Annotated in this window: 27 protein-coding genes; 5 read left to right on the top strand and 22 right to left on the bottom strand. The window is 63.9% G+C overall.

What is annotated here, in order from left to right; all coding sequences use genetic code 11:
- Positions 1–5: 5 nt before the first annotated feature.
- The 19 genes from ACFOLG_RS13405 to ACFOLG_RS13315 all read right to left on the bottom strand — a co-directional run bounded on the left by ACFOLG_RS13405 (position 6) and on the right by ACFOLG_RS13315 (position 16,523).
- Entirely contained in the window at positions 6–1,193 is a 1,188-nt protein-coding gene (locus ACFOLG_RS13405; RefSeq protein ID WP_386092672.1) for a molybdopterin molybdotransferase MoeA, read from the bottom strand.
- An 83-nt stretch (positions 1,194–1,276) separates the two neighbouring features.
- Positions 1,277–1,468: a hypothetical protein gene (locus tag ACFOLG_RS13400; RefSeq protein WP_386092670.1), complete on the bottom strand. Its 192-nt coding sequence runs from the start codon at positions 1,466–1,468 to the stop codon at positions 1,277–1,279.
- Between the two features lie 24 nt (positions 1,469–1,492).
- Positions 1,493–1,975: a DNA-deoxyinosine glycosylase gene (locus ACFOLG_RS13395; RefSeq protein WP_386092668.1), complete on the bottom strand. Its 483-nt coding sequence runs from the start codon at positions 1,973–1,975 to the stop codon at positions 1,493–1,495.
- 92 nt (positions 1,976–2,067) lie between these two features.
- A complete protein-coding gene (gene rnhB, locus ACFOLG_RS13390) occupies positions 2,068–2,652 on the bottom strand; it encodes a ribonuclease HII (RefSeq protein WP_386092666.1) in 585 nt (194 codons plus the stop codon).
- A complete protein-coding gene (gene lpxB, locus ACFOLG_RS13385; RefSeq protein WP_386092664.1) occupies positions 2,646–3,815 on the bottom strand; it encodes a lipid-A-disaccharide synthase in 1,170 nt (389 codons plus the stop codon). The genes rnhB and lpxB overlap by 7 nt, the downstream gene beginning before the upstream one ends.
- 3 nt (positions 3,816–3,818) lie before the next feature.
- The gene (gene lpxA, locus ACFOLG_RS13380; protein ID WP_386092662.1) at positions 3,819–4,592 is read right to left on the bottom strand and encodes an acyl-ACP--UDP-N-acetylglucosamine O-acyltransferase; all 774 of its coding nucleotides are present in this window, start codon (positions 4,590–4,592) and stop codon (positions 3,819–3,821) included.
- 2 nt (positions 4,593–4,594) lie between these two features.
- Positions 4,595–5,068, bottom strand: a complete 474-nt coding sequence (gene fabZ / locus ACFOLG_RS13375) for a 3-hydroxyacyl-ACP dehydratase FabZ (protein WP_386092660.1) — start codon at positions 5,066–5,068, stop codon at positions 4,595–4,597.
- The gene (gene lpxD / locus ACFOLG_RS13370) at positions 5,065–6,108 is read right to left on the bottom strand and encodes a UDP-3-O-(3-hydroxymyristoyl)glucosamine N-acyltransferase (RefSeq protein ID WP_386092658.1); all 1,044 of its coding nucleotides are present in this window, start codon (positions 6,106–6,108) and stop codon (positions 5,065–5,067) included. The genes fabZ and lpxD overlap by 4 nt, the downstream gene beginning before the upstream one ends.
- A 61-nt stretch (positions 6,109–6,169) precedes the next feature.
- Entirely contained in the window at positions 6,170–6,661 is a 492-nt protein-coding gene (locus ACFOLG_RS13365) for an OmpH family outer membrane protein (protein ID WP_386092656.1), read from the bottom strand.
- A 9-nt stretch (positions 6,662–6,670) separates the two neighbouring features.
- On the bottom strand, positions 6,671–8,965 hold the full coding sequence (bamA, locus tag ACFOLG_RS13360) for an outer membrane protein assembly factor BamA (protein WP_386092654.1): 2,295 nt from the start codon (positions 8,963–8,965) through the stop codon (positions 6,671–6,673).
- A 13-nt stretch (positions 8,966–8,978) separates the two neighbouring features.
- Positions 8,979–10,316 carry an RIP metalloprotease RseP gene (rseP, locus tag ACFOLG_RS13355; protein ID WP_386092652.1) on the bottom strand — a complete coding sequence of 446 codons (1,338 nt, stop codon included), beginning with the start codon at positions 10,314–10,316 and terminating at the stop codon, positions 8,979–8,981.
- On the bottom strand, positions 10,316–11,491 hold the full coding sequence (gene ispC, locus ACFOLG_RS13350; RefSeq protein ID WP_386092650.1) for a 1-deoxy-D-xylulose-5-phosphate reductoisomerase: 1,176 nt from the start codon (positions 11,489–11,491) through the stop codon (positions 10,316–10,318). The genes rseP and ispC overlap by 1 nt, the downstream gene beginning before the upstream one ends.
- A 23-nt stretch (positions 11,492–11,514) precedes the next feature.
- Positions 11,515–12,330, bottom strand: a complete 816-nt coding sequence (locus ACFOLG_RS13345; protein WP_386092649.1) for a phosphatidate cytidylyltransferase — start codon at positions 12,328–12,330, stop codon at positions 11,515–11,517.
- Between the two features lie 3 nt (positions 12,331–12,333).
- Positions 12,334–13,083: a polyprenyl diphosphate synthase gene (gene uppS / locus ACFOLG_RS13340; protein ID WP_386092647.1), complete on the bottom strand. Its 750-nt coding sequence runs from the start codon at positions 13,081–13,083 to the stop codon at positions 12,334–12,336.
- A 10-nt stretch (positions 13,084–13,093) separates the two neighbouring features.
- The gene (frr, locus tag ACFOLG_RS13335) at positions 13,094–13,651 is read right to left on the bottom strand and encodes a ribosome recycling factor (RefSeq protein WP_386092645.1); all 558 of its coding nucleotides are present in this window, start codon (positions 13,649–13,651) and stop codon (positions 13,094–13,096) included.
- A 76-nt stretch (positions 13,652–13,727) separates the two neighbouring features.
- Positions 13,728–14,447, bottom strand: coding sequence for a UMP kinase (gene pyrH, locus ACFOLG_RS13330; RefSeq protein WP_349585941.1), 720 nt, complete (start codon positions 14,445–14,447; stop codon positions 13,728–13,730).
- Positions 14,448–14,535: 88 nt separating this feature from the next.
- Positions 14,536–15,402: a translation elongation factor Ts gene (gene tsf, locus ACFOLG_RS13325; protein ID WP_386092643.1), complete on the bottom strand. Its 867-nt coding sequence runs from the start codon at positions 15,400–15,402 to the stop codon at positions 14,536–14,538.
- 73 nt (positions 15,403–15,475) lie between these two features.
- Complete coding sequence (gene rpsB / locus ACFOLG_RS13320; protein ID WP_349585938.1) at positions 15,476–16,204, bottom strand: 30S ribosomal protein S2; 729 nt, start codon at positions 16,202–16,204, stop codon at positions 15,476–15,478.
- A 133-nt stretch (positions 16,205–16,337) separates the two neighbouring features.
- Positions 16,338–16,523 (bottom strand): hypothetical protein, encoded by a 186-nt coding sequence (locus tag ACFOLG_RS13315; RefSeq protein ID WP_386092641.1) that lies wholly within the window; start codon positions 16,521–16,523, stop codon positions 16,338–16,340.
- A gap of 77 nt (positions 16,524–16,600) precedes the next feature.
- On the opposite strand from ACFOLG_RS13315, the gene ACFOLG_RS13310 reads away from it, so the two are divergent.
- The 5 genes from ACFOLG_RS13310 to ACFOLG_RS13290 all read left to right on the top strand — a co-directional run bounded on the left by ACFOLG_RS13310 (position 16,601) and on the right by ACFOLG_RS13290 (position 21,846).
- A complete protein-coding gene (locus tag ACFOLG_RS13310; protein WP_386092639.1) occupies positions 16,601–17,632 on the top strand; it encodes an NAD(P)H-dependent flavin oxidoreductase in 1,032 nt (343 codons plus the stop codon).
- 105 nt (positions 17,633–17,737) lie between these two features.
- A complete protein-coding gene (locus tag ACFOLG_RS13305) occupies positions 17,738–18,403 on the top strand; it encodes a hypothetical protein (RefSeq protein WP_386092637.1) in 666 nt (221 codons plus the stop codon).
- 101 nt (positions 18,404–18,504) lie between these two features.
- On the top strand, positions 18,505–19,251 hold the full coding sequence (nudC, locus tag ACFOLG_RS13300) for an NAD(+) diphosphatase (RefSeq protein ID WP_386092635.1): 747 nt from the start codon (positions 18,505–18,507) through the stop codon (positions 19,249–19,251).
- Positions 19,252–19,460: 209 nt separating this feature from the next.
- On the top strand, positions 19,461–21,089 hold the full coding sequence (locus ACFOLG_RS13295; RefSeq protein ID WP_386092633.1) for a methyl-accepting chemotaxis protein: 1,629 nt from the start codon (positions 19,461–19,463) through the stop codon (positions 21,087–21,089).
- 232 nt (positions 21,090–21,321) lie between these two features.
- The gene (locus ACFOLG_RS13290) at positions 21,322–21,846 is read left to right on the top strand and encodes an NUDIX hydrolase (protein WP_386092631.1); all 525 of its coding nucleotides are present in this window, start codon (positions 21,322–21,324) and stop codon (positions 21,844–21,846) included.
- A 94-nt stretch (positions 21,847–21,940) separates the two neighbouring features.
- Here the strand turns inward: ACFOLG_RS13290 and ACFOLG_RS13285 are convergent, their stop codons facing one another.
- From ACFOLG_RS13285 to ACFOLG_RS13275, 3 genes are all read right to left on the bottom strand, one after another.
- Positions 21,941–22,507 carry a hypothetical protein gene (locus ACFOLG_RS13285; RefSeq protein ID WP_386092629.1) on the bottom strand — a complete coding sequence of 189 codons (567 nt, stop codon included), beginning with the start codon at positions 22,505–22,507 and terminating at the stop codon, positions 21,941–21,943.
- Between the two features lie 312 nt (positions 22,508–22,819).
- Positions 22,820–23,092 (bottom strand): DUF4242 domain-containing protein, encoded by a 273-nt coding sequence (locus ACFOLG_RS13280; protein WP_386092627.1) that lies wholly within the window; start codon positions 23,090–23,092, stop codon positions 22,820–22,822.
- A gap of 128 nt (positions 23,093–23,220) precedes the next feature.
- Positions 23,221–23,520 carry a DUF3861 domain-containing protein gene (locus ACFOLG_RS13275; protein WP_386092625.1) on the bottom strand — a complete coding sequence of 100 codons (300 nt, stop codon included), beginning with the start codon at positions 23,518–23,520 and terminating at the stop codon, positions 23,221–23,223.
- Positions 23,521–23,563: the final 43 nt, after the last annotated feature.

Below are 23,563 nucleotides of genomic sequence, written 5' to 3'. Positions count from 1 at the left end.
CCGGCTCACAGCGGGTAGACCGCCACCATGTCGCCCGGCGCCACGCGCTGCCCCGGCTGCAGGCGCACCAGCGCATCGGCCCAAGCGCAGGAGGTCAGCACGCCGGAACCCTGGTTGGGGTAGCGGCTCACCGCCAGCTGGCCGTCCTGCTCGATCAGGCGTACGCGCAGGAATTCCTCGCGCTTGGCATCCGGTTTGTTCCACTCGAACGCCGCCGGCAGCAGCCGCACTTGCGGCCAACCTTGCACCGCCTCGCCCATGCGTGCGCGCAGGAAGTCGCGCACCAGCACCGCGTAGGTAACGAAGCCGGACACCGGGTTGCCCGGCAGGCCGATAAAGTCGGCCTCGCCGACCCGACCGCTGACCAGCGGCTTGCCGGGCTTGATAGCGATCTTCCACAGCTGCAGCTCGCCTTCGGCTTCCACCGCCGCCTTGACGTGGTCTTCCTCGCCCACCGACACGCCGCCGCAGGTCATCACCACGTCGGCGCTGGCCGCCGCTTCGCGCAGCGCGGCACGGGTGGCCTCCAGGCTGTCCGGCACGATGCCCAGGTCCAGCACCTGGCAGCCCAGCCGGCGCAGCGCCGGCACCAGCCAGTAGCGGTTGGAGTTGTAGATCTTGCCGGCGGCAAGCGGCTGGCCCGGCTCCACCAGTTCGTCGCCGGTGAAGAACACCGCCACCCGCAGGCTGCGCCGTACCGGCAGCGCCGCCACGCCGATGGAGGCGGCCAGGCCGATGTCGGCATCACCCAGCCGGCGGCCGGCAGTCAGCACCACCTGGCCGCAGGCGATATCTTCGCCGCGACGGCGGATGTTCTGCCCGGCAGACACCGGCGCGGTGAAGCGCACGCTGCCGTCGTCCTGCAGCTCGGCCTGCTCCTGCATCACCACGGCGTCGGCAGCGGCGGGAATCGGCGCGCCGGTAAAGATGCGCGCGGCGCTGACGGCGGCCAGCGGCGGCGGCTGGCTGCCGGCCGGAATGCGCTGGCTTACCGGCAAAAGGTTGGCCGCATCGGCAGCGCGCACGGCATAGCCGTCCATGGCGCTGTTGTCGTGCGGCGGCACGTCCAGGGTGGCGACCACGTCGGTGGCCAACACGCGGCCGGCGGCATCCAGCAGGGAAACGGTTTCGATGGTTTGCAGCGGACGGGCCTGGGACAGCAGCCAGTCGCGGGTGTGATCTACGCTTTGCATGACGGCAGGAAACGGCTAGGGGAAAGCCGCATCATCGCACAGCTTGCGCGGTGGCGGCATACGCCATCGGCAGGGGTGGAAGGCTAGTAGAACTGAGGCTCTTCGAAGCGCTGCCAGTTGGTGATCATGATGCGCGGCAGGCGCAGCTCGGCAGCCAGGCGCTGCTCGATCTCCTCCAGCACCTGGTGGCTGTGCAGGGTGCCGGCCAGGCTGATCTCGGCACGGCGGGTGGCGGAGTCGTCGGAAGTGACAAACCAGATGCAGTAGCGATTCATGTGGCGGCGGTCCGGAAACAGCGATTAGCTGATATATCGGACAAGTCGCTGCCATTCTTCAAGTTTTTTATCAAATGCCGTGGTCAGCGCCGGGCTGGACGACGGCAGCACCAGCAGCTCCACCCCGCAGCCGGCCAGCTGTGCCTGCGCCCGACCCGCGGTCTTGCCGTTGAACGCCACCGCCCGCAGCGCCGGCAGCTCGGCCAGTAGTGCCAGCAAGGGGTTGTAGCGTGCCTCACGGATGTCGGCATCCAGGCTGCCGCGGCGCTGCGCGTCGGCCACCACATCCCACAGGCCGACGCCGTGCGCCTGCAATGCGGCCAACCTTTGCGGGTAGTCCAGCGCCGGCAGCGCGCTGCCGGTCACCGCCGCCATCAGCCGCCAGAACTGGTTGCGCGGATGCGCGTAGTACTGACCGGCCTGCAGCGATGCCTCGCCCGGCAGCGAGCCGAGAATCAACAGCCGGGTGTCTGCCGCCACCACCGGCGGAAAACTGGATTTGCGCATGGTCTGTTCGGCAGCACCGAGCGCACGGCAATCGTCCGCCGCAGGCTCGGCCGACACCGCCGCGGTTGGCACCATGGCCGCGGTAGGCCGCATTAAAACAGGCTGCCCTGCTGCGCCGCCAGCTGCGCGCGCACCGGCGCGAAACTGCGGCGGTGCTCGGCCAGCACGCCGTGCGCCACGATGGCGGCCAGGTGTTCCGGCGTCGGATAGCCCTTGTGACGGGCGAAGCCGTACTGCGGGTGCAGCTGGTCGAGCGCGATCATCTCGGCATCGCGCGCGGTCTTGGCCAGAATGGAAGCGGCGGAGATTTCCGCCACCCTGGCATCGCCCTTGACGATGGCCTCGGCCGGCAGGCGCAGGGTCTTGGGCACCTTGTTGCCGTCGATCAGTACCTTGTCCGGGGTGATGGCCAGCCCGTCCACCGCGCGCACCATCGCCAGCATGGTGGCCTGGAAGATATTGCGCTGATCAATCTCGGCGGCGTCGGCCCTGGCAATAAACCACGCCAGCGCCTTGGCGCGGATCTCCAGCGCCAGCACCTCGCGCTTGGCTTCACTCAGCACCTTGGAGTCGGCCAGGCCGGCAATCGGCCGTGCCGGATCCAGAATCACCGCGGCGGTGTAGACGGCCCCCACCAGCGGGCCGCGTCCGGCCTCGTCCACGCCACAGATCAGCATCGCGCCACCCGCAGCACCGCGCGTGCGGCCAACTTGGCGGAGTCCTGCTTCAGCACCTCGTGCATGCGCTCGAAGGTGCTGATGATCTCCTGGCGGCTGTCCTGATCCTGGTACAGCTTGCCCACCGCGGCGGCCAGCTTCTCCACCGTGGCATCCTTCTGCAGCAGCTCCGGCACCACAAAACGGCCGGCCAGCACATTGGGCAGGCCGACATACGGCAGCTTGAGCTTGCGTTTCACCAGCTGGTAGGTCAGCCATGACAGCTTGTAGCTGATCACCATTGGCCGCTTGGTGAGTGCCACTTCCAGCGTCGCCGTGCCGCTGGTGACCAGCACCACGTCGGCGGCGATCATCGCCATCTGCGCATGGCCGATCAGCTTGCGGATCGGCAGATCCCAAGCCTTGTGGCGGGAGAGCAGCTGGTCGAACTGGTCCAGGGTTGGCCGCGTGGCCAGCGGCACCAGGAACTGCGCGTCCGGGTAATCATGCAGCAGCTTGCGTGCCACTTCGATATACAGCCCGCCCATGAACTCCAGCTCGCTGCGGCGGCTGCCCGGCAGCAGCGCGAACACCGGGCCGTCCTTGCGCAGCCCCAGCTGCTCGCGCATGGCATCGCGATCCGGGGTGAACGGGATTTCGCTGGCCAGCGGATGACCGATGAAGGTGGCGTGCACGCCGGCGGCGTCGTACAGCGGCTTTTCCATCGGGAACAGGCACAGTACCAGGTCAGCGGATTCGCCGATCTTGCTCACCCGCTCCGGGCGCCACGCCCATACCGACGGGCTGACGTAGTGCACGGTGCGCAGGCCGGCCTGGCGCAGGCTTTTTTCCAGCCCCAGGTTGAAGTCCGGCGCGTCGATGCCGACGAACACGTCCGGGCGCTCGGCAATCAGCGTCTTGCGCAGCTGGCGGCGGATGCGCAGCAGCGACGGCAGGCTTTTCAGCACCTCCAGATAGCCGCGCACCGCCAGTTTCTCCTGCGCCACCTGGCTATGGAAGCCACGCGCCAGCATGCGCGGGCCGCCGATGCCGGCAAATTCGATATGCGGATGTGCATGCCGCAGGGCATCCATCAGATGCGCGCCCAACAGATCGCCCGAGGCCTCGCCGGCGACCATGGCCACCTTGAGGGCACCCGGGCGGGTAAACAGCTTTGCAGTCATGGCTTAACGGATGATGCCGCGGTTGGCTGTCTCGAAGAATTGCACGAACAGGTCGAGCTCGGCATTGCCGGCCGCTGCGGCCGTGATTTCCGCCTTGGCGTCATCAAACGACAGGCCTTTGCGATACAGCGACTTGTAGGCGTTGCGGATGTTGCGGATCTGCTCCGGGCTGAAGCCACGGCGCTTGAGGCCCTCGGCATTGATGCCGGACGGCACCGCGCGGTTGCCGTGCGCCATCACGTACGGCGGTACATCCTGCGCCACCGCGCTGGAGAACGCGGTCATGGCATGGGCGCCGATATGGCAGAACTGGTGCACGCTGGTGAAGCCGCCGAGGATCACCCAGTCGCCCACATGCACGTGGCCCGCCAGCGTGGCGTTGTTGGCGAAGATGGTGTGGTTGCCCACCTGGCAATCGTGCGCCAGGTGCACATAGGCCATGATCCAGTTGTCGTTGCCGATGCTGGTCACGCCGCCGTCCTGCGCGGTGCCGATGTTGAAGGTGCAGAATTCGCGAACGGTGTTGTTGTCACCGATTACCAGCCGCGTCGGCTCACCGGCGTACTTCTTGTCCTGCGGCATGGCGCCCAGCGAGCAGAACTGAAAAATGCGGTTGTTCTTGCCGATGCTGGTATGGCCTTCGATCACAACATGCGGACCAACCCAGGTGCCGCTGTCGATGCTGACATTGGCACCGATGATGCTGTAGGCACCGATTTCCACATCCGGCGCAATCTGTGCGCCATCAGCGATGATGGCGGTCGGATGAATGGCCATGCTTACACCTCGCGTTTTGCGCACATGATGACGGCTTCGCAGGCCACCTGGCCGTCCACCAGCGCGCGGGCGCTGTACTTGCCGATGCCGCGCTTGACGGTGATGGTTTCCACTTCGAATACCAGCTGATCGCCCGGCACCACCTGGCGCTTGAAGCGGGCGTTGTCGATGCCGACGAAGAAGTACAGCTCGTTGTCGGCGCGTTGGCCCTGGCTCTTGATTGCCAGGATGCCGGCGGCCTGTGCCAGTGCCTCGATGATCAGCACGCCCGGCATCACCGGGTACTGCTCGAAGTGGCCCATGAAGAACGGCTCGTTGATGGTGACGTTCTTCAGCGCCTTGATGCGGGTATCGGCCACGAATTCGGTGACACGGTCCACCAGCAGGAACGGGTAGCGGTGCGGCAGATAGCTCATGATCTCGCGCACGTCGATGTGTACTGCGGCGTTGTCGGTGTTGTTAACTGCGTCGGTCATGCTTGTACGTCCTTGTTCTGTTGCACTTCTTTTAGTGCTTTTTCAAGTTGTTTGACACGGGTAACCAGCTGATCCAGGTGCCGCAGGTGCGAAGCATTGGTCAACCAGTCTTTATAAGTGGAAAGCGGGAACGACGACGCGTAGTTGTCGGCGTTGCGAATGGACTTGGACACCAGGGTGCCGCCACCGATATGGGTGCGATCGGCGATCTCGATATGGCCGACCATCATCGCGGCACCGCCGATGGTGCAGTTGGCGCCGATCTTGGTGCTGCCGGCGATGCCGGCGCAGCCGGCGATGGCGGTGTGGGCGCCGATTTCCACGTTGTGCGCCACCTGCACCAGGTTGTCGATTTTGGCATCCCGGCGAATGATGGTGTCGGTCAGCGCGCCGCGGTCGATGGTGGTATTGGCACCAATCTCCACGTCGTCCTCGATGATCACACGCCCGGTCTGCGGAATCTTGAACCAGCTGTCACCGGCCCAGGCCAGACCGAAGCCGTCGGCGCCGATTACCGTGCCGCTGTGCACGCCGACGCGGTTGCCCAGCCGGCAGCCGTGGTAGACGGAGACATTGGGGTACAGCACCACGTCGTCGCCCAGCACCACGTCGTCACCCAGCACCACGCCCGGGTGCAGGATGCAGCGTTCGCCGATCACCACGTTGCGACCAACGCTGACCAGCTCACGCACCTCGGCGCTGGCGGCAATGCGCGCGCCCTCGCCGATCACCGCGCGCGGATGAATGCCGGCGCGAGCGTGGGCCGGCGGGTTGAACAGCGTCGCCACCTTGGCAAAATACAGGTATGGATCGGCCACCAGAATCAGGCTACGCCCGGCGGCGGCAGCTTCCTCGGCCAGTGCCGGCTTGACGATGATCGCGCCAGCCGTGGCCGTCGCCAGCTGGCTGCGGAACTTGGGGTTGGCCAGAAAGGTGATTTCCTGTGCCGTCGCCTCGCCCATCGGGGCCAGGCGGCCGATGTCGCGGTCTTCGCCGCGCAGCTCACCGCCCAGCGCGGCGACAATTTGGGAAAGTTTCATCGCTTGTCATCAACAATGAAGCCGACGGCTGTCGGCTTCGGGGTTTCTTGGCGGCTGGCGCTTACTTCTCCAGCTCCTTGAGCACTCTTGGCGTGATGTCGAGCTTGGGACTGACATACACCGCATCCTGCAGTATCAGGTCGAACTGCTCGCGTTCCGCCATCTGCCGGATGATGCGGTTGGCACGCTCCTGCACGGCGGCAAATTCCTCGTTGCGGCGCTGGTTCAGATCGTCGCGAAAATCGCGGGTCTTGGCCTGATACTCGCGCTCGACCGACGCCAGTTCACGCTCCTGCGCCTTGCGCTCGGATTCGTTGTTGCGATTGCGCGCAATCAGCGCTTCCAGCTCCTTGCCACGAGCGGCCAGCCGCTTCAGCTCCTGCTCGCGCAGCGCAAACTCCTTTTCCAGCTTTTTCTGGGCGATGACAGCCGGCGCCGCTTCACGATACACGCGCTCGGTATTGATGTAGCCGATCTTCAGATCGGCGGCCTGCACCCCACCGGCCAGCGCCAGCAGGGTACACAGCACAGCTTTATATAACGCAGGTTTCATCGGCAGTCCTTAGAAGGTCTGGCCCAGCAGGAACTGGAAGCGCTGCACGTCATCGCCCTCTTTCTTGCCCAGCGGGAAGGCATAGCTGAACTTCATCGGTCCGATCGGCGACAGCCATGCCAGGCCGACACCGGTGGAGTAGCGCAAGGCATCGGTCGCGGTGACCGAGGTGTCCTTGTCATCCCACACCGTGCCGGCGTCGAAGAACACGCTAGCACGCAGGCTGCGGTTGTCACGCATGCCCGGGAACGGGAACAGCAGCTCGGCAGAACCGCTCATCTTGCGGGTACCGCCCAGCGCATCGCCGTCGGAATCGCGCAGACCCAGACTGCCACTGTCGTAGCCGCGCACCGAACCGATGCCGCCGACGTAGAAGTTCTGGAAGAACGGCAGGCGCTTGGTCTGGCCATAGCTGTTGGCAAAGCCGACATCGCCGCTCAGGGCGAAGGTGATGTTCTTCGACACCGGCCAGAACCAGCTCTCACTGTGCGTCACGCGGTAGTACTGCAGATCACCGCCCGGCAGGCCCATGTTGACGTTGACGCTCATGCTGTTGCCACGCGTCGGCCACAAAGCGCTATCACGGGTATCGCGCGACCAACCGGCCGTGGCCAGGAAAGTGGTGTTGCGCGCGCCGTTGTCGGCAACGAACTCCTGATACTGATCCGGGCTGTCATCGCTCAGGGTCAGGTTGCTGAATTCAGCGCCCAGACCGAAGTTGATCCGGTCATACTCGGTAACCGGCACCCCGAAGCGCATCATCGCACCGGTGGTGGCGTTCTTGTACAAATCGTAATCGGAGGTATTGGAGTTGTACGGCGTGCTGATGCGGTGATAGACGTCGTAACCGATGCTGATGCCATCCGGGGTGTAGTACGGATCGGTAAACGACACCGCATAGACCTTGGACGACTTGCCCTGGTTGAAGTTGACGGATACCGACTTGCCGGAGCCCAGCACGTTGGACTGCGACACCGAGGCCGACAGCTGCAGGCCATCATCCTGCGCATAGCCGATACCGGCCTGAATGGAACCGGTAGAACGCTCTTTCACGTTTACCAGCATGTCCACCTGGTCCGGCGTATCGGCTACCGGCGGCGTTTCCACTTCCACCGTCTCGAAATAACCCAACAGCTCCAGGCGCTCCTTGCTGCGCTTCACCGCAGCGCCATTGTATTGTGCGCTTTCCAGCTGACGCAGCTCGCGGCGGATCACTTCGTCGCGGGTGCGGGCGTTGCCGGCGATGCTGACACGGCGCACGGTGGTCAAACGGCCCGGATCGACAAAGAAGGTCAGCACCAGGCTCTGCTTTTCCTTGTCGAACTCGGGGGTGACGTTCACGTTGGCAAAGGCATAGCCTTCCGCCCCCAGACGGTCGGACAAGGCGGTAACCGACTCGTTGACCTTCTCGCGATTGAACAGCACACCCGGTGTCACCGTCAGCAGCTTCTTCAGCTCGGCTTCCGGCACTTTCAGATCGCCCGCCAGCCGCACCTCGGACACCTTGTACTGCTGCCCTTCGGAAATGTTGACGGTCAGGTAGACTTCTTTTTTATCGGCACTGATCGACACCTGCGTGGAGTCGATGTTGAACTCGGCAAAACCCTGGTTCAGATAGAAGGCGCGTAGCTTTTCCAGGTCGGCACTGAGTTGCTGACGGGAATACTGGTCGGACTTGGACAGCCAGGTCATGTAGCCGGAAGTGGTCAGCGAGAATTCTTCCAGCAGATCGGCTTCGGCGAAATGGCGGGCACCCACGATATGGATGCTGTTGATCTTGGCAGTCACGCCTTCGACGATGTCCAGCGTGATGGCCAGACGGTTACGATCCAGCTTGGTGATCTGCGGGATGATCTCCACCGAGTACTTGCCCTTGCTGAAGTACTGGCGCTTCAACTCCTGCACCGCCTGATCCAGCAAGCCCTGATCGAAGATGCGCGACTCGGCCAAGCCGTTGTCCTTCAGCGCCTTGACCAGCTGCTCCTTGTTGAATTCCTTGGCGCCGCTGATATCCAGCCGCGAAATAATCGGCCGCTCGCTAACCGACAGCACCACGACATCACCATCGGTTTCAACCCGCACATCATTGAAAAAACCGGTAGCAAACAGCGCCTTGATGGCGGCGGAAGCCTTTTCATCGCTGAAGCTGTCACCCACCTTCAGCGGCAGGTAATTGAAGACGGTACCGGCCTCGGTACGCTGCAGGCCTTCAACCCGAATATCCTTAATGACAAAACCATCGGCCGCCCATACTGGCGACATCAGAACAGCGGAAACAGCAGCGGCAATAAAACGTTTATTCATCTAGTTTTTTTCCCTATTGGGCCAGCAGCCGGGCGAAGTCGTTGAATAGGGCCAGCAGCATGACAGTCATGATGAATGCCATCCCCAAGCGCTGACCGACTTCATAAGCACGCTCCGGGAGCGGCCGCCCCCGAATCAGTTCGACGACATGATACAGCAAGTGCCCACCATCCAATACCGGTATGGGGAGCAGATTGAAGACGCCCAGACTGACACTGATCAGCGCCATAAATTCCAGCAGCGCATCGACACCGGCATCCGCGCTCTTGCCGGCAAATTCGGCGATGGTCAGCGGACCGCTCAAGGCATCCAGCGACACGGTGCCGCCAAACATTGCCAGCATCATGCGTAAGGTGCTGCCGCTCAAGTCTGCGGTACGCTGCAATGCGGCGGCAATGGCGTCGACCACGCCGACATGCTTGCTTTGCAGCAACTGCTGCTGCCACGCCATATCCAGTGCCGGAGCCACCCCGATGCGGCCAACCTGCTGGCCATCCAGCTCCACCGCATCCGGTCGCAGCGACAGCGCCAGCAGCCGCGTGCCGCGCTGCACCTGCAGCTGCATGCCCTTGCCTGGGTGGTTCTGCACCCAGACCACCCATGCCTCCCAGCTGCGAATCGGCTTGCCATCCACCTGCAGCAAGCGGTCACCGGCTTGCAGGCCGGCCCGCGCCGCCGCGCCGCCCGGTTGCACCGCGCCCACCTGCGGCAGATAGCGCACCGGCATCAGACCCAGCTTGACAAACGTGTGTTGATCTAGGGTTTGCAAATTGAAACGCGGCAGATCCAACGGCAGCGACAGCTGTTGCTGCCGGCGCTGGATGCGCAATAGCGGCTTGTCGCCATCGGCGATGACATCGGCAATGCTGCCGCGCAACTCGGTCCAGTCCGCCACCGCACGACCATTCACCGCCAGCACCCGGTCGCCGGGCTGCAGGCCGGCCGCGGCGGCGGCAGTCTGCGCCACCACGGTTCCCACCAGCGGCTGCAGCGTGCTCTGGCTGCCGGACATGGTCCAGGAAAACAGCAGCACCGCCAGCAGCAGGTTGGCCAGCGGGCCGGCCACCACCACGATCATGCGCTGCCATACCGGGCGAGCGTCGAACGCCCGCTCGCGATCCAGCTCCGGCACCTCGCCCTCGCGCGAATCCAGCATGCGCACGAAGCCACCCAGCGGCACCAGCGCGATGCGCCACTCGGTGTCGCCGCGCTGCCAGGAAAACAACTTGCGACCGAAGCCGATGGAAAAGGTCAGCACCTTGACGCCGCAGGCGCGAGCGGCAAGGAAGTGGCCGAATTCGTGAAAGGTCACCAGCACGCCGATGACCAGCAGAAAGGCCAGGATGGTCATCAGACTATCCAGCCCTGAACCAGGCTACGTACCATGGCATCTTTCTCCAGCAGGCTGTCGAGGTCGCCGCTCGGCGCCAGATCGGCCTGCGCCAGTGTGCGCTCGATCAGCTGCGGAATCTGCAGGAAGGCGATGCGACCCTCGAGGAAGGCCGCCACCGCCACTTCGTTGGCCGCATTAAGCACCGCAGAAGCATCGCCGCCGGTGCGCAGACTGTCAAACGCCAAGCGCAGACAAGGGAAGCGCTCGAGATCCGGCGGCTCGAAAGTCAACGCCGACAACGCCATGAAGTCCAGCGGCGCCACCGGCGCGGTGATGCGCTGCGGCCAGGCCATGGCGTAGGCAATGGGGGTGCGCATGTCCGGTGTGCCCAGCTGGGCGATCACCGAGCCATCCTGGTAGCGCACCATGGAATGGATCACGCTCTGCGGGTGCACCACCACCTTGATGCGTTCGGCCGGAGTGGCGAACAGCCAGTGCGCCTCGATCACCTCCAGCCCCTTGTTCATCAGCGAGGCGGAATCCACCGATATCTTGCGCCCCATCACCCAGTTGGGGTGGCGGCAGGCGTCCTCGGCGCTCACCTGCTGCAGCTGCTGCAGGCTGTGCTGGCGGAACGGGCCACCGGAAGCGGTCAGGATCAGTTCTTCGATACCGGCAGCGGCGTGGTCGCCAGCAAAACCGGCCGGCAACGACTGGAACAGCGCATTGTGTTCGCTGTCCACCGGCAGCAGCGCAGCACCGCCGCGGCGTACCGCCTGCATGAACAGCTCGCCGGCCACCACCAGCGATTCCTTGTTGGCCAGCAGGATGCGCTTGCCGGCCAGCGCGGCGGCAACGGTTGGCCGCAAGCCGGCGGCGCCGACGATGGCCGCCATTACCATGTCCACTTCACCGGCGGTCGATACTGTTTCCAGCGCCGCGGCGCCGTGCAGCACTTCGGTGTGGCTGCCAGCGGCGGCCAGGCGGTTGCGCAGCAGTGCCGCGGCAGCGACATCCACCAGCACGGCGAAGGCCGGGCGGAAGCGCTGGCACTGCTCGAACAGCTTGTCCACCTGGCTGTTGGCAGCCAGTGCGTAGACCTGGTAACGCTCCGGGTGCATGGCCACCACATCCAGCGTATTGCCGCCGATGCTGCCGGTAGAACCCAGAACGGTGATTTTTTGAATCGTCATGATGCCCTTAGGACGAAAGGTGCTCAGGCAAACAGGGTATACAGGGCGGCGGAAACGGACAGCACGGCAATCAGGCTGTCGATGCGGTCATACACGCCGCCGTGGCCCGGCAGCAGCTTGCTGCTGTCCTTGATGCCGGCGCTGCGCTTGAACCAGGACTCCAGCAGATCACCCACCACGCTAACCGCGGTGAGGCCCAGCGCCAACGGCAGCAGCAGCGACAACGGCAGCTCCAGCTGCAGCCAGCCCAGGCGGGTAACCGCCCACACGTAGACGGCCACACCCAGCACAGCACCGGCCACACCCTCCCAGCTCTTGCCGGGGCTGATCGCCGGCGCCAGCTTGCGGCGGCCAAAGGCCTTGCCGGCGAAATAGGCGGCAATATCTGCAATCCACACCAGACCCATCACCGCGAACAGCTGGGTGGCGCTGGCCGCGTTATCGTCCGGCCGCCAGGCGATGAAGCCCAGCCAGGCCGGCAGCATCAGCAAGCAGCCCAGCAGCATGGCCTTGCCGCCGCGCGGCATCGCCCAGCGGCGCGACAGCCACAGCGGCGCCAGCAGCAGCCACACCGGCAGCGACAACAGCAGCAGCAACTTGCTCACCACGGCAAAACTCGCGGCCGGCAGCTGGTAAATACCCGCCGCCAGCAAGGAGCTGAACAGCAGATAAGCGGCTTGCGGCCAACCTTTGATGCCGGCCATGCGCGAGAATTCCCACAATGCCAGGCCGACAACCAGCCAGGCAAACGCCGCCCACAGCGGCGCGGACAGGTAAAACACTGCGCCCAGCATGATGGGTAGCAGCAGCAACGCCGTAATGACGCGGGTTATCAGCATGAATCAGCCTCGGCGATGGGCTTGCGGCAGTTGTTCACTGGTGCGACCAAAACGGCGCTCGCGGCTGCGGAAGGAGGACAATGCAGCCTCCAGCGCTTCCTTGCCGAAGTCCGGCCACAACAGATCGGTGAAATACAGCTCGGCATAGGCCAGCTGCCACAGCAGGAAGTTGCTGATGCGCTGCTCGCCGCCGGTGCGGATGAACAGGTCCGGCTCCGGCGCGTAGGCCATCGACAGGTTGGCCGCAAGACCGGCCTCGTCGATCTGCGCCACACCTTGAGCATGCAGGCGGTTGACGGCCTGCAGCACATCCCAGCGGCCACCGTAGTCGGCGGCGATGGTCAGCACCAGGCCGCTATTGGCAGCGGTTTTGGCTTCGGCAGCATCGATGCGCTGGCGGATGGCGGCGGAAAAACGCTCGCGTGCGCCGATGACGCGCAACTGGATATTGTTCTGATGCAGGCGCTCGACTTCGCGGTCCAGCGCCACGAAGAACAGCTCCATCAGAAAATTGACTTCATCCGCCGGGCGGCGCCAGTTCTCGGTAGAGAACGCGAACAGGGTCAGATAGCCGACACCCAGATCGATACAGGTCTTGACGGTGTCGCGCACCGCGTCGAGGCCGCGCTTGTGGCCTGCCACGCGCGGCAACAGCCGCTTCTTGGCCCAGCGGCCATTGCCATCCATGATGATGGCAATGTGCCGGGGCACAACCTGTACCGCCGGCACGCTTTGCGTGGAACTTGCAAACACGCAATGCTCCTTACACGGCCATCAGTTCGGTTTCTTTGGCGGCCAGGGCCTTGTCGACTTCGGCAATGTACTTGTCGGTGAACTTCTGCACGTCGTCCTGACCGCGGCGCTCGTCGTCCTCGGTGATTTCCTTGTCCTTGAGCAGATTCTTTAGGTCGTTGTTGCAGTCGCGGCGCACGTTGCGGATCGACACGCGGGCACCTTCGGCCTCGCTGCGCACCACCTTGATCAGGTCCTTGCGGCGTTCTTCGGTCAGCGCCGGCATCGGCACGCGGATAATCTCGCCCATGGAGGACGGATTCAGGCCCAGGTCGCTGTCGCGGATGGCTTTTTCCACCTTGGCCGCCATGCTCTTTTCCCATGGCTGCACGCCGATGGTACGGGCATCGATCAGGGTAACGTTGGCCACCTGGTTAACCGGCACGTCACTGCCGTAGTAATCGACCATCACATGATCCAGCAGGCCGGTGTGAGCACGGCCGGTACGCACCTTGGCCAGGTCGGTCTTGAAGGTTTCCAGCGACTTTTGCATGCGCTGTTCAGCCGACTTTTTAACGTCGTTGATCATGATTACTCCCATTGCATTCTGAAAAACAAGGCGGAAAGCGGCCCGGGGCCGTTTCCGCCTATGTGGAATCACTAAATCAGCAGTGTACCAGCGTGCCTTCGTCTTCGCCAAGCACGACACGGGTCAGCGCACCCTGCTTGAAAATGCTGAATACCTTGATATTCAGGTGCTGGTCACGGCACAAGGCGAAGGCCGTCGCGTCCATCACTTTCAGGTTGCGCGAAATGGCTTCGTCGAAGGTCAGGGTTTGATAGCGCACGGCATCCGGGTTCTTTTTCGGATCGTCAGTGTAGACGCCGTCCACCTTGGTGGCCTTCAGCATGATGTCCACGTTCATTTCCATGCCACGCAGCGCTGCCGCGGTGTCGGTGGTAAAGAACGGGTTGCCGGTGCCGGCGGCAAAAATCACCACCTTGCCTTCTTCCAGATACTGCATCGCCTTGCCGCGCACGTACGGCTCGGCAATCTGCTGCATGGTCAGCGCGGATTGCACACGGGCAATCAGGCCGGCCTTGGTCATGGCATCCTTCAGCGCCAGTGCATTCATCACCGTCGCCATCATGCCCATGTAATCTGCGGTAGCGCGATCCATGCCGGAAGCGGCCGGTGCAACGCCACGGAAAATGTTGCCACCACCAATCACGATGCCGACTTGCACACCCAGATCAACCACATCCTTGATCTGAGCCACGATCTGCTCGATCGTGTTGCGGTTAATCCCGTAGCTGTCATCACCCATCAGGGCTTCGCCGGACAATTTCAGCAGGATGCGCTTGTAAGCGGGAACTTGGCTCATGATTACCTCTGGCAATAGGTTTGAATTCTGTTTGCGAAACGGCACCCTGTTTTGCAGGGTGCCGTTCCAGGTACAACGCGACTACGAATTACAGCTTGGCGGCAGCAGCCACTTCAGCAGCGTAGTCTACAACCTTCTTCTCGATGCCCTCACCCACCACGAACATGGCGAATGCTTTCACGGAAGCGGATTTTTCAGCCAGCAGCTTTTCAACGGTCACGTCCGGGTTCTTGACGAACGGCTGACCAACCAGGGTCACTTCCGCCAGGAACTTGTTCACGCGGCCTTCAACCATCTTGGCAACGATGTCGGCCGGCTTGCCGGATTCGGCAGCTTGCGCGGTGTAGATCTTGCGCTCTTGTTCCAGGGTTTCGGCCGGAACTTCAGCCTTGGAAACGCAGATCGGCTTGGAAGCGGCAATGTGCATGGCCACGTCCTTGCCCACTTGCTCTTCGCCTTTGAAGTCGACGATAACGCCGATCTTGGCACCGTGCAGGTAGGTAGCGATGGCACCGTCGGTTTCGTAACGTACGAAACGGCGGATAGTCATGTTCTCGCCCAGCTTGGCAATGGCTGCCTTGCGGGTTTCTTCCACCGACTGGCCGTCAACTTCAACGGCAGCCAGGGCTTCAACATCAGCCGGGTTGGCCGCAACAACTGCTTTGGCAGCTGCGGTAGCCAGGGCGATGAAGGTCGGGTCTTTGGCTACGAAGTCAGTTTCGCAGTTCACTTCCACCAGGGCGCCAACGCCGCCAGCAACGAAAGAACCGATGATACCTTCTGCAGCGACACGGCCAGCCATCTTGGAAGCCTTGTTGCCGGACTTGATGCGCAGGATTTCTTCAGCCTTGGCAGCGTCGCCATCGGCTTCTACCAGTGCCTTCTTGCACTCCATCATGCCCAGACCAGTCGCAACGCGCAGGTCGGATACCATCTTTGCGGTGATTTCCGCCATGACTAACTCCTTAAAAATAAATACGTCCCGGAGGATTTAAAAAAAGGGGCTTTCGCCCCTTTTCGCCAAGTGCTTACTCGGCGGCTGCTTCGGCAGCAGCTACGATTTCCTGCAGCGACTGCGCGCGGCCTTCCAGTACGGCGTCGGCAATGCCGCGAGCGTACAGACGGATGGCACGGCTGGAGTCGTCGTTACCCGGAATTACGTAATCAATGCCTTCCGGCGAGTTGTTGGTATCAACCACGCCAATAACCGGGATACCCAGTTTCTTGGCTTCAACGATGGTACCTTTCTGGTAGCCGGTATCGATAACGAAGATCGCGTCCGGCAGACCTTTCATATCCTTGATACCGCCCAGCGAACGCTCCAGTTTTTCAACTTCGCGCTGCATATCCAGCAGTTCTTTCTTGTTGAAACCGGACTGGTCGCCAGCTTCGAGCTGGGCACGCTTGTCTTCAAGACGCTTGATGGACTGCTTCACGGTCTTGTAGTTGGTCAGCATGCCGCCCAACCAGCGATGATCCACGAACGGAACGCCAGCACGGCTGGCTTCTTCGCGGACGATCTCACGCGCCTGACGCTTGGTACCCACGAACAGCACGGTACCCTTGTTGGCAGCCAGACGACGCACATAGTCCTGAGCCTGCACGAACAGCGGCAGGGTTTTTTCCAGGTTGATGATGTGAATCTTGTTGCGGCTGCCAAAGATGTACTGAGCCATCTTCGGGTTCCAGAAGCGGGTTTGGTGGCCGAAGTGTACGCCGGCCTCAAGCATTTGACGCATGGTCACATTGGTGGACATTCTTTAATCTCCAAAAGGGTTAAGCCTCCATCCGTACAGTCAACCCTTGCGGGCACCCTATTGCGTACGGATGTGCGTAATTTCCCCCGGAATTGAGGGAACTCGCAATTGTAGCATCAGCGCAAATCCGCGCTCAAGCCCCATCCTGCTCTTCCCGCTCGCGAATGCGCTGCCTATGCCTGCGCAGCTTGATCCACAGCAGCAGCCAGGTGGGCAAGAAACCCAGCAACAGCAGCACCATCAGCGACTGCACGACCGAGTTCTGCCCCACCGCCAGCATCAATACAAAGTACAACCAGCCTATCAGCACCAAATACATATCAAACAACCGTTTGAAATTTATCGAAGATTGCGACAAGAATAGCGCACTACCACGCACTACACAGGGCTGACCACATGCAAACCCGCTTCACTCAGACATTCGGCGTCGCCAGACCGCTGCTCTGCCCCGGCATGAGCTACATCGCCACGCCGGAACTGGTGGCCGCCACCTGCAACGCCGGCGGCCTGGGCATCCTCGCCACCGGGCCGCTCAGCGCCGAGCAGACGCGCCAGGCCATCCGCCGTATCCGCGAACTTACCGACCAGCCGTTCGGCATCGGCTGCACGCTGATGATGCCGGGTGCACAGGAGAACGCCGAAGTCGGCCTGCAGGAGCAGGTGCCGGTGATCAACTTCTCGCTGGGCAAGGGCGACTGGATCGTGCAGCGCGCCCACGCCTACGGCGGCAAGGTGATTGCCACCGTGGTCAGCGAGAAGCACGCGCAGTCTGCGGCCAACGTTGGCGTGGATGCGCTGCTGGTTACCGGCCACGAGGCCGCCGCCCACGGCGGCGAAGTCACCTCGCTGGTACTGATTCCCGCCATTCGTCGCCTCACCGACTTGCCGATCATCGCCGCCGGCGGCTTTGGCAGCGGCCAGGGGCTGGTAGCGGCACTGGCGCTGGGCGCCGATGCCGTCGCCATGGGCAGCCGCCTCGCCATGACCCGTGAAAGCCCGGTGCACCAGACCACCAAGGAGATGATTCGCCAGCGCACGGTGGCGGACACCCTGTATTCGAAAAACTTCGACGGCCTGTGGTGCCGGGTGATGGACAGCCCCGCCGCCCGCCGCGCCACCCGCAAGCCGCTGGGCCTGCTGCAGGCAGCCTGGCGCGCGGCCGGCGCGGCACGCAAACTGCAGACGCCGCTGCTGAAGGTGGTACTGGGCGGCATGCTGCGCCAGCCGCAGCAACTGCGACAGCTGGCGCAGTTCGGCGCCGCCACCGAGTCCATCCGCCTGGCCATCGAAGACGGCGACCACCAGCGCGGCGTGCAGCTCATCGGCCAGGTGCAGGGCTTGATCGATGACGTACCCAGCGTCGCCGAACTGTTCCAGCGCCTGGAAGACGAAGCACAGCAATGCCGCCAGCAGCTGGGCGCGCTGTAAATAAATAGCAACGGCATTGTCGGAATAAACGATAACGATTATCATTTGATACTATTATCGCCATGTGCCAGCCACCACGGCGCGCACCTTCCGACAGGAGTCCGCATGCTACGGCCCGCCTATAACCTGCAATACCAGCCAGCCGCCACCCACGATGCACCGGCTCGCACCATCAACCTGCAGCTGCCGGCCAACCGCCTCAGCATCGTCAGCGGCGGCAGTGCCGGCGAGCGCAGCCGGCTGCTGGCAGCGCTCGCCGGTCGTCACGACGGCGTACACGGCCAACTGTTCGGCCAACCCGCCTGCCCACAAAGCCTGCAACAACTGACCTGCCGCAGCGCCGAATGTGAGGATGGCTGCCGCCAGACGCTGCACCGCTACGTACTGCAAGGGCGTCAGCCGCACGGCTTCTGGTGGCCGCGCCATGATGCACACGATTTGCAGGTCGTCGAGCTGCTGCTGCGCGAGCTGGGCCTGGTGCCGCTTTCCCAGCAGCGGCTGTGCCAGCTGGATGCCACCACCCGGCAACTGGCCAGCGTGGCCCGCAGCCTGGCCGCCGCCGCCCCCATCGTGCTGTTGGACGAACCACTACCCGCCGCGCAGCCCGCCACCCGTTACCAGTTGCTGACACGGCTGCAACGGTTGGCGCGCACCGGCCGCACCATCGTGCTGAGCCTGGCCGATGCCGTACTGGCCGCCGAGCTGGCCGACTGCCTGCTGGACCTGGACGCGGCCCCGGCGGCACGCAGCGGCCTGCCGCATGCCGCCTGACTTGGTGCCGCACCGCCGCCAGGCGTAGAATCCGTGCATCCCAGCCCAAACGGCCTGCCATGAGCCTGCACCTTCCCGCCAGCCCAGATCCGCAACTCCCGATGCAATGGTGCGTTTTCGATGGCAACGGCCTGTACCTTGCCGCCGAACAGCTGCCGACCAGCGCCCCGCCACAACACACCGGCGCCCGCTACATCGGCCACAACGCTGCGGCCAACCTGTTCGCCACCGAACTGCTGGGGCCGGCGCCAGCCAACTGGCAACAGGTCAGTCTGCGCCAGGCGCTGCTGACCCTGCCGGCCGAATACACCCCGCTGCTGGCACGCGCCGCCCAGCTACGCCGCTTCGAGCACACCCACCGCTACTGCGGCGCCTGCGCCGGGCCGCTGCTGCCCAACAGCCACGACCACGGCAAGCACTGCCCCAGCTGCGGCGAGCTGTACTACCCGCGGCTGTCGCCGGCGATGATGGTGCTGATCTACCGCGGCCGCGAAGTGCTGCTGGCGCGCAGCCCGCAATTCGCACCCGGCATGTACAGCGCGCTGGCCGGCTTTGTCGAGGCCGGCGAAAGCGTGGAGGAATGCGTGCACCGCGAAGCGTTCGAAGAAGTCGGCGTACGCCTGCGCGCGCTGCGCTACATGCGCTCGCAATCCTGGCCGTTCCCGCATTCGCTGATGCTGGCCTTCGTCGCCGAGTACGACAGCGGCGACATCACCCCGCAAGCCGGCGAGATCGAAGACGCCGCCTGGTTCGACGTCGACCGCCTGCCGCTCACCCCGCCGCCGCGCTCGATTGCGCATTTCCTGCTGCTGGATCACCTGTCCAGCCTGCAGCACGGCCCGCGCTGAGCAGCAAACCGGCCGCGGCACAGGCAGCCATGTGTTGCACGGCTGGTTCCAGATGAAACGCCGCACCGGCCCTGTCCGCGTTAACACTTCAACAAACCACGTTCACGTTTTACTATCGACCGACATATAAAACGACCAGCACATTTTAAAGATCAACACCAAGCTGGCGCCCACCCAACCTACAAGTACTTCAGCAAGGAAAAACAACTATGGGGAAACTCTCACTGGCACAGCGCCTGGGCCTTGGTTTTGGCGCTGTCATTCTGCTGCTGGTTCTCGGTTCGGCATTCACCCTCTACCGCCTGACCACCATTCAATCCCGCGTCTCCGAACTGGTGGAGTACCGCATCCCGGTGATCCAGAACTCCCGCACCCTCAGCGGGGCGCTACTGGCATCCACCAACGCCGCGCGCACCATCCTGCTGGAAAGCGACGACAAGCTGGTGGAAGAAAAGATGGCCATCCTGAAAAACTCGGTGACGGTGGCGCGCACCCAGTACGAGCAGATGAAGGCCATCTCGCGCGACGCCTCCGAAGTGGAGCTGGTCGGCAAGATCGGTAAATCGCTGGGCGAATTCACCGGCCTGGTCGACAAGCTGCTGCCGATGATCACCCGCCAGAAGTGGGATGCCTCGATCATCGTCAGCGAAAAACTGGAGCCGCAGGAAAAACTGCTGGGCATCCAGCTGGACAAGCTGATCGCCTATCACACCAAGGTGATGGAAGAACAGAAATCCAGCACCACCAGCACCCTGCGCGACACCATGGTGGCATCGCTGCTGGCGATCGTGGTCAGCGTAGGTGCCAGCATCTTCGTGGCGCTGCTGATTGCCCGTACCCTCACCCGCCAGCTGGGCGGCGAGCCGGACTATGCGGCCAACGTGATGAAGGAAATCGCCCACGGCAACCTGGGTGTAGAAGTGAAAATCCGCAAGGGTGACAACAGCTCGCTGCTGTACAACCTGTCGCGCATGACCAAGGAGCTGAACGACGCGCTGCACACGGTGGAACGCAGCGTGCAGGAAAGCGCCGCCGCATCCGGCGAGCTGCAGAACACCATGCAGCGCCTGATGACCCGCTCCGAAGAGCAAAACCGCGCCGCCGACGACATGGTCAGCGTGATCCAGCAGATGGCGGTGGGCGTGCAGGAACTGCACCGCAGCGCCGACGACACCGAGGCCGCCGCCCGCTCCGCCAGCGGCGAAGCGCAACAGGGGGTGGAAGTGATCAAGGGCGCAGTGCGCGAGATGGACGCCATCAGCACCCTGATCAAGGAAACCTCCGGCAGCATCAACGAGCTGGGCCGCCAGTCGCAGACCATCGACAACATCGTGTCGGTGATTCGTGACGTTGCCGACCAGACCAACCTGCTGGCACTGAACGCCGCCATCGAAGCCGCCCGCGCCGGCGAACAGGGCCGCGGCTTCGCCGTGGTGGCCGACGAAGTGCGCAAGCTGGCCGAGCGCACCACCAAGGCCACCGGCGAGATCGCCGCCATGATCGGCGCCATCCGCATCAGCGCCCAGCAGGCGGTGGAAGCGATGAACCAGTCGGTGGAACGTGCGCACACCAGCGCTACCCAGGGCCAGCTGGCCGGCCAGTCCATCGTGGCGATCCAGAACGGCACCGACAATGTCGGCCAGAGCGTGCAAGGCATCGCCAGCGCGCTGTCGGAGCAGGCGCGCTCCGGCGAGCAGGTGTCGCGCGAGGTGCAGCGCATCACCTCCATCGCCCAGCGCAACCGCGATGCGGCCAACGAGGCCGCCTCTGCAGCCGCGCGCATGAGCGAGCTGACCGAGGAAATCAGCCGCAGCTTCCGCCGCTTCCAGACTACCTGAGCGCCCGCCCGCGCCCTGCCAAGCCGCTGCCCGTGCAGCGGCTTTTTCATGTCAGCAGCCGCAGCAGGCACGGCGCGGCGCAGGCGGAGCCCAGCCGCAACGCCACCGCCGGGCGCCTAACGCCGTTCGCCCGGCCAAGCGCCCGCCCCGCTCGCCCTTGGCCGTACAATTTGTTGCTTGACGCCACCCGCCCGCGACGGCACAAACAGCGACTTGCTTGAAGAGGCGGCACATGCACCATCTGCAAACCATTTATCACCTGCAACCCCGCGCCAGCGCCCGGGTGCAGCAGCGGCTGGCGGTACGCGGCATCGTGGCGCGCGGGCGCGAACTGTTGCTGCTGTACACCGGCCGTTACGACGACTACAGCCTGCCCGGCGGCGGCGTGGAGGCGGACGAGGACCACGCGCTGGCACTGGCACGCGAACTGGCGGAAGAAACCGGCGCGCGCGAGGTCAGCATCCAGCGGCCATTCGGGCTGATCGACGAATTCCGCCCGCCGCGCGGCGACTACGACGTGCTGCACATGCTGTCGTATTGCTATGTCTGCCGGATCGCCGACACGTTGGCCGCACCGCAGATGGAAGCCTACGAAATCAAGAACCGCATGGAGGCGCGCTGGCTGGACGTGGACGCCGCCATCGCCCACAACGAGGCGGTGATGCAGCGCGGCGCGGCCGGCATGGGGCTGTCCATCGTACGCGAAACCGTGCTGCTGAAACTCATCGCCCAAGCGCTGGACGGCGGCCGGCTGTAGACGCCGCCACGCAACGGCCAGGAAAACGGCGCCGGCAGCATGCTCGCAGCCCACGGCTGCGCACCGCTGCCGGCGCCGTTTGTCGGCTGGCCGGCTATTTCACCGGAATCATCAGATGCTGGTACGGCGTGCCCGGCCACATCACGTACGGCACCGAGGTATCCGGCGCGGCTTCCTTGGGATACATGTCGTAGAAAGCCGGCTCGGCGCCGACAATCATCACGTGCGGCCCGGTTTTCACCCAGTGGTTCTGCGCGTCCGGCTTGCTGGCGTAGGGGTCGGTATTGCTGGCATCGGTACCGCCGGACAGCATGTACATCAGGCCGATCTTGCCGGCCGGCGGTGTGGAGTGGCCGATCCAGGCCATCGCCCAGCCCATCGCGGCCTTGTCCATGCACATCGGGTCATGGCCGGGGGTGGCCGGGTTGTCCGGCATGCAGGTAAAGCCGTTGCTGCCCTGGCGCAGCGTGCGCATCTTGCCATCCGCCTCCATCGTCACGATGCTGGCCGTGGCCGCCACCTTGCGCGGCGCCGCGCTCATCGCGCTCTTGATCATCTGCCGTTCGCCGGCCGGTGATGCCTGCGCGGCAGGCAGCTGGATCAGGGTGGCCAACCCCAGGGCAATGGCCAGACAGCGGTGTGTCAAAGCCGGTGTCGACATGATCACTCCTTTGCGATTCAACGGGTGTATACCCGGCTGCCGGCACGGCTGTGTGTAACACCTGGATTGTGCAGAGAACAGTGCACGGCGCTCGCCTTCTCGAGCTGGCAGCCGGGAGCTGAAAACGGAAGGCGCGACACCGCGACAAGTGCGCCTTAAGTGTAGGCAACGCCCGGGCAAGATCAACCGGCCCGCCAACACCTGCGCCGGCCGCCACTGGCAACCCCACGCTGGCGGCCAACCTTGCCGCCACAATGACCAAGGCCCTGCGCTGGCAGGGCCTTGCACTTGGCACCGTGGGCAGCGGCGCGGTTACTCGGCGGTGGTCGGATCGATCATGCCGCGCACCTGCGACACCCGGTTGGCCGGAAAGCCGCCCCGGCGCGCATGCTCCCGCACCAGCTCCTCGTTGGGGGCGATGTACACGCAGTACACCTTGTCGTCGGTGACATAGCTTTCCAGCCACTGCACGCTCGGCCCCAGCTCCTGCAGCACCCCGCAGGACTTGGCCGAGATACCCTGCAGCTCGGCGGCGCTGAGTTTGCCCGCCCCCGGTATCTCCCGTTCAATCACATACTTCGGCATGACAGTCTCCTGCTGGACCAACACCACTGGCGGCTGCGCCCGCAGCGCCTGTGCTCAGCATAGCTGCCTGCGCCGGCAATGGCGGGGAGATTGCGGCACCCGGCCCGCGGCCAACGTTGGCCGCACGCTCAATCGGCCGGTGGTCCTTTCTTCAGCTGCTTCATGAAGGCGCCGAAATGCGGCCGCAGGTCGGCAAACAGCGGGTGATCCTTGTTTTCCAGCATCACCTCGCCAAACAGTTTCAGGCCGATAGCGAAGGCGTCGGTATTGATGCCGGCCAGATCGCTGCGCTGGCGCAGGCGCTGCGCGATCTGGAACAGGTCGTCGTGGTTGCCCGCTTCGAACTGCAGCGGCGCATCGTAAGCGGACGGCTCACCGTTGGCGGTGGCCAGGTGCTCCACGGTCAGGCGGTAGCGATGTTGTTTCATGATGATTATCCATGGTGAAGGCTTGCGGCCAGCCGGTTGGCGG

The sequence above is a fragment of the Vogesella facilis genome (genome assembly GCF_042648525.1).
Taxonomy (GTDB): domain Bacteria; phylum Pseudomonadota; class Gammaproteobacteria; order Burkholderiales; family Chromobacteriaceae; genus Vogesella; species Vogesella facilis.
Note: the sequence above shows the minus strand (reverse complement) of the source record. Positions and strands in the feature narration are given on the sequence as shown.

Bases quoted from the DNA above. Each gene is read 5' to 3' on its own strand.
- ACFOLG_RS13405 (WP_386092672.1), bottom strand. From the start codon at position 1,193: ATGCAAAGCGTAGATCACACCCGCGACTGGCTGCTGTCCCAGGCCCGT.
- ACFOLG_RS13400 (WP_386092670.1), bottom strand. From the start codon at position 1,468: ATGAATCGCTACTGCATCTGGTTTGTCACTTCCGACGACTCCGCCACC.
- ACFOLG_RS13395 (WP_386092668.1), bottom strand. From the start codon at position 1,975: ATGCGCAAATCCAGTTTTCCGCCGGTGGTGGCGGCAGACACCCGGCTG.
- rnhB (WP_386092666.1), bottom strand. From the start codon at position 2,652: ATGCTGATCTGTGGCGTGGACGAGGCCGGACGCGGCCCGCTGGTGGGG.
- lpxB (WP_386092664.1), bottom strand. From the start codon at position 3,815: ATGACTGCAAAGCTGTTTACCCGCCCGGGTGCCCTCAAGGTGGCCATG.
- lpxA (WP_386092662.1), bottom strand. From the start codon at position 4,592: ATGGCCATTCATCCGACCGCCATCATCGCTGATGGCGCACAGATTGCG.
- fabZ (WP_386092660.1), bottom strand. From the start codon at position 5,068: ATGACCGACGCAGTTAACAACACCGACAACGCCGCAGTACACATCGAC.
- lpxD (WP_386092658.1), bottom strand. From the start codon at position 6,108: ATGAAACTTTCCCAAATTGTCGCCGCGCTGGGCGGTGAGCTGCGCGGC.
- ACFOLG_RS13365 (WP_386092656.1), bottom strand. From the start codon at position 6,661: ATGAAACCTGCGTTATATAAAGCTGTGCTGTGTACCCTGCTGGCGCTG.
- bamA (WP_386092654.1), bottom strand. From the start codon at position 8,965: ATGAATAAACGTTTTATTGCCGCTGCTGTTTCCGCTGTTCTGATGTCG.
- rseP (WP_386092652.1), bottom strand. From the start codon at position 10,316: ATGACCATCCTGGCCTTTCTGCTGGTCATCGGCGTGCTGGTGACCTTT.
- ispC (WP_386092650.1), bottom strand. From the start codon at position 11,491: ATGACGATTCAAAAAATCACCGTTCTGGGTTCTACCGGCAGCATCGGC.
- ACFOLG_RS13345 (WP_386092649.1), bottom strand. From the start codon at position 12,330: ATGCTGATAACCCGCGTCATTACGGCGTTGCTGCTGCTACCCATCATG.
- frr (WP_386092645.1), bottom strand. From the start codon at position 13,651: ATGATCAACGACGTTAAAAAGTCGGCTGAACAGCGCATGCAAAAGTCG.
- pyrH (WP_349585941.1), bottom strand. From the start codon at position 14,447: ATGAGCCAAGTTCCCGCTTACAAGCGCATCCTGCTGAAATTGTCCGGC.
- tsf (WP_386092643.1), bottom strand. From the start codon at position 15,402: ATGGCGGAAATCACCGCAAAGATGGTATCCGACCTGCGCGTTGCGACT.
- rpsB (WP_349585938.1), bottom strand. From the start codon at position 16,204: ATGTCCACCAATGTGACCATGCGTCAAATGCTTGAGGCCGGCGTACAC.
- ACFOLG_RS13315 (WP_386092641.1), bottom strand. From the start codon at position 16,523: ATGTATTTGGTGCTGATAGGCTGGTTGTACTTTGTATTGATGCTGGCG.
- ACFOLG_RS13310 (WP_386092639.1), top strand. From the start codon at position 16,601: ATGCAAACCCGCTTCACTCAGACATTCGGCGTCGCCAGACCGCTGCTC.
- ACFOLG_RS13305 (WP_386092637.1), top strand. From the start codon at position 17,738: ATGCTACGGCCCGCCTATAACCTGCAATACCAGCCAGCCGCCACCCAC.
- nudC (WP_386092635.1), top strand. From the start codon at position 18,505: ATGCAATGGTGCGTTTTCGATGGCAACGGCCTGTACCTTGCCGCCGAA.
- ACFOLG_RS13295 (WP_386092633.1), top strand. From the start codon at position 19,461: ATGGGGAAACTCTCACTGGCACAGCGCCTGGGCCTTGGTTTTGGCGCT.
- ACFOLG_RS13290 (WP_386092631.1), top strand. From the start codon at position 21,322: ATGCACCATCTGCAAACCATTTATCACCTGCAACCCCGCGCCAGCGCC.
- ACFOLG_RS13285 (WP_386092629.1), bottom strand. From the start codon at position 22,507: ATGTCGACACCGGCTTTGACACACCGCTGTCTGGCCATTGCCCTGGGG.
- ACFOLG_RS13280 (WP_386092627.1), bottom strand. From the start codon at position 23,092: ATGCCGAAGTATGTGATTGAACGGGAGATACCGGGGGCGGGCAAACTC.
- ACFOLG_RS13275 (WP_386092625.1), bottom strand. From the start codon at position 23,520: ATGAAACAACATCGCTACCGCCTGACCGTGGAGCACCTGGCCACCGCC.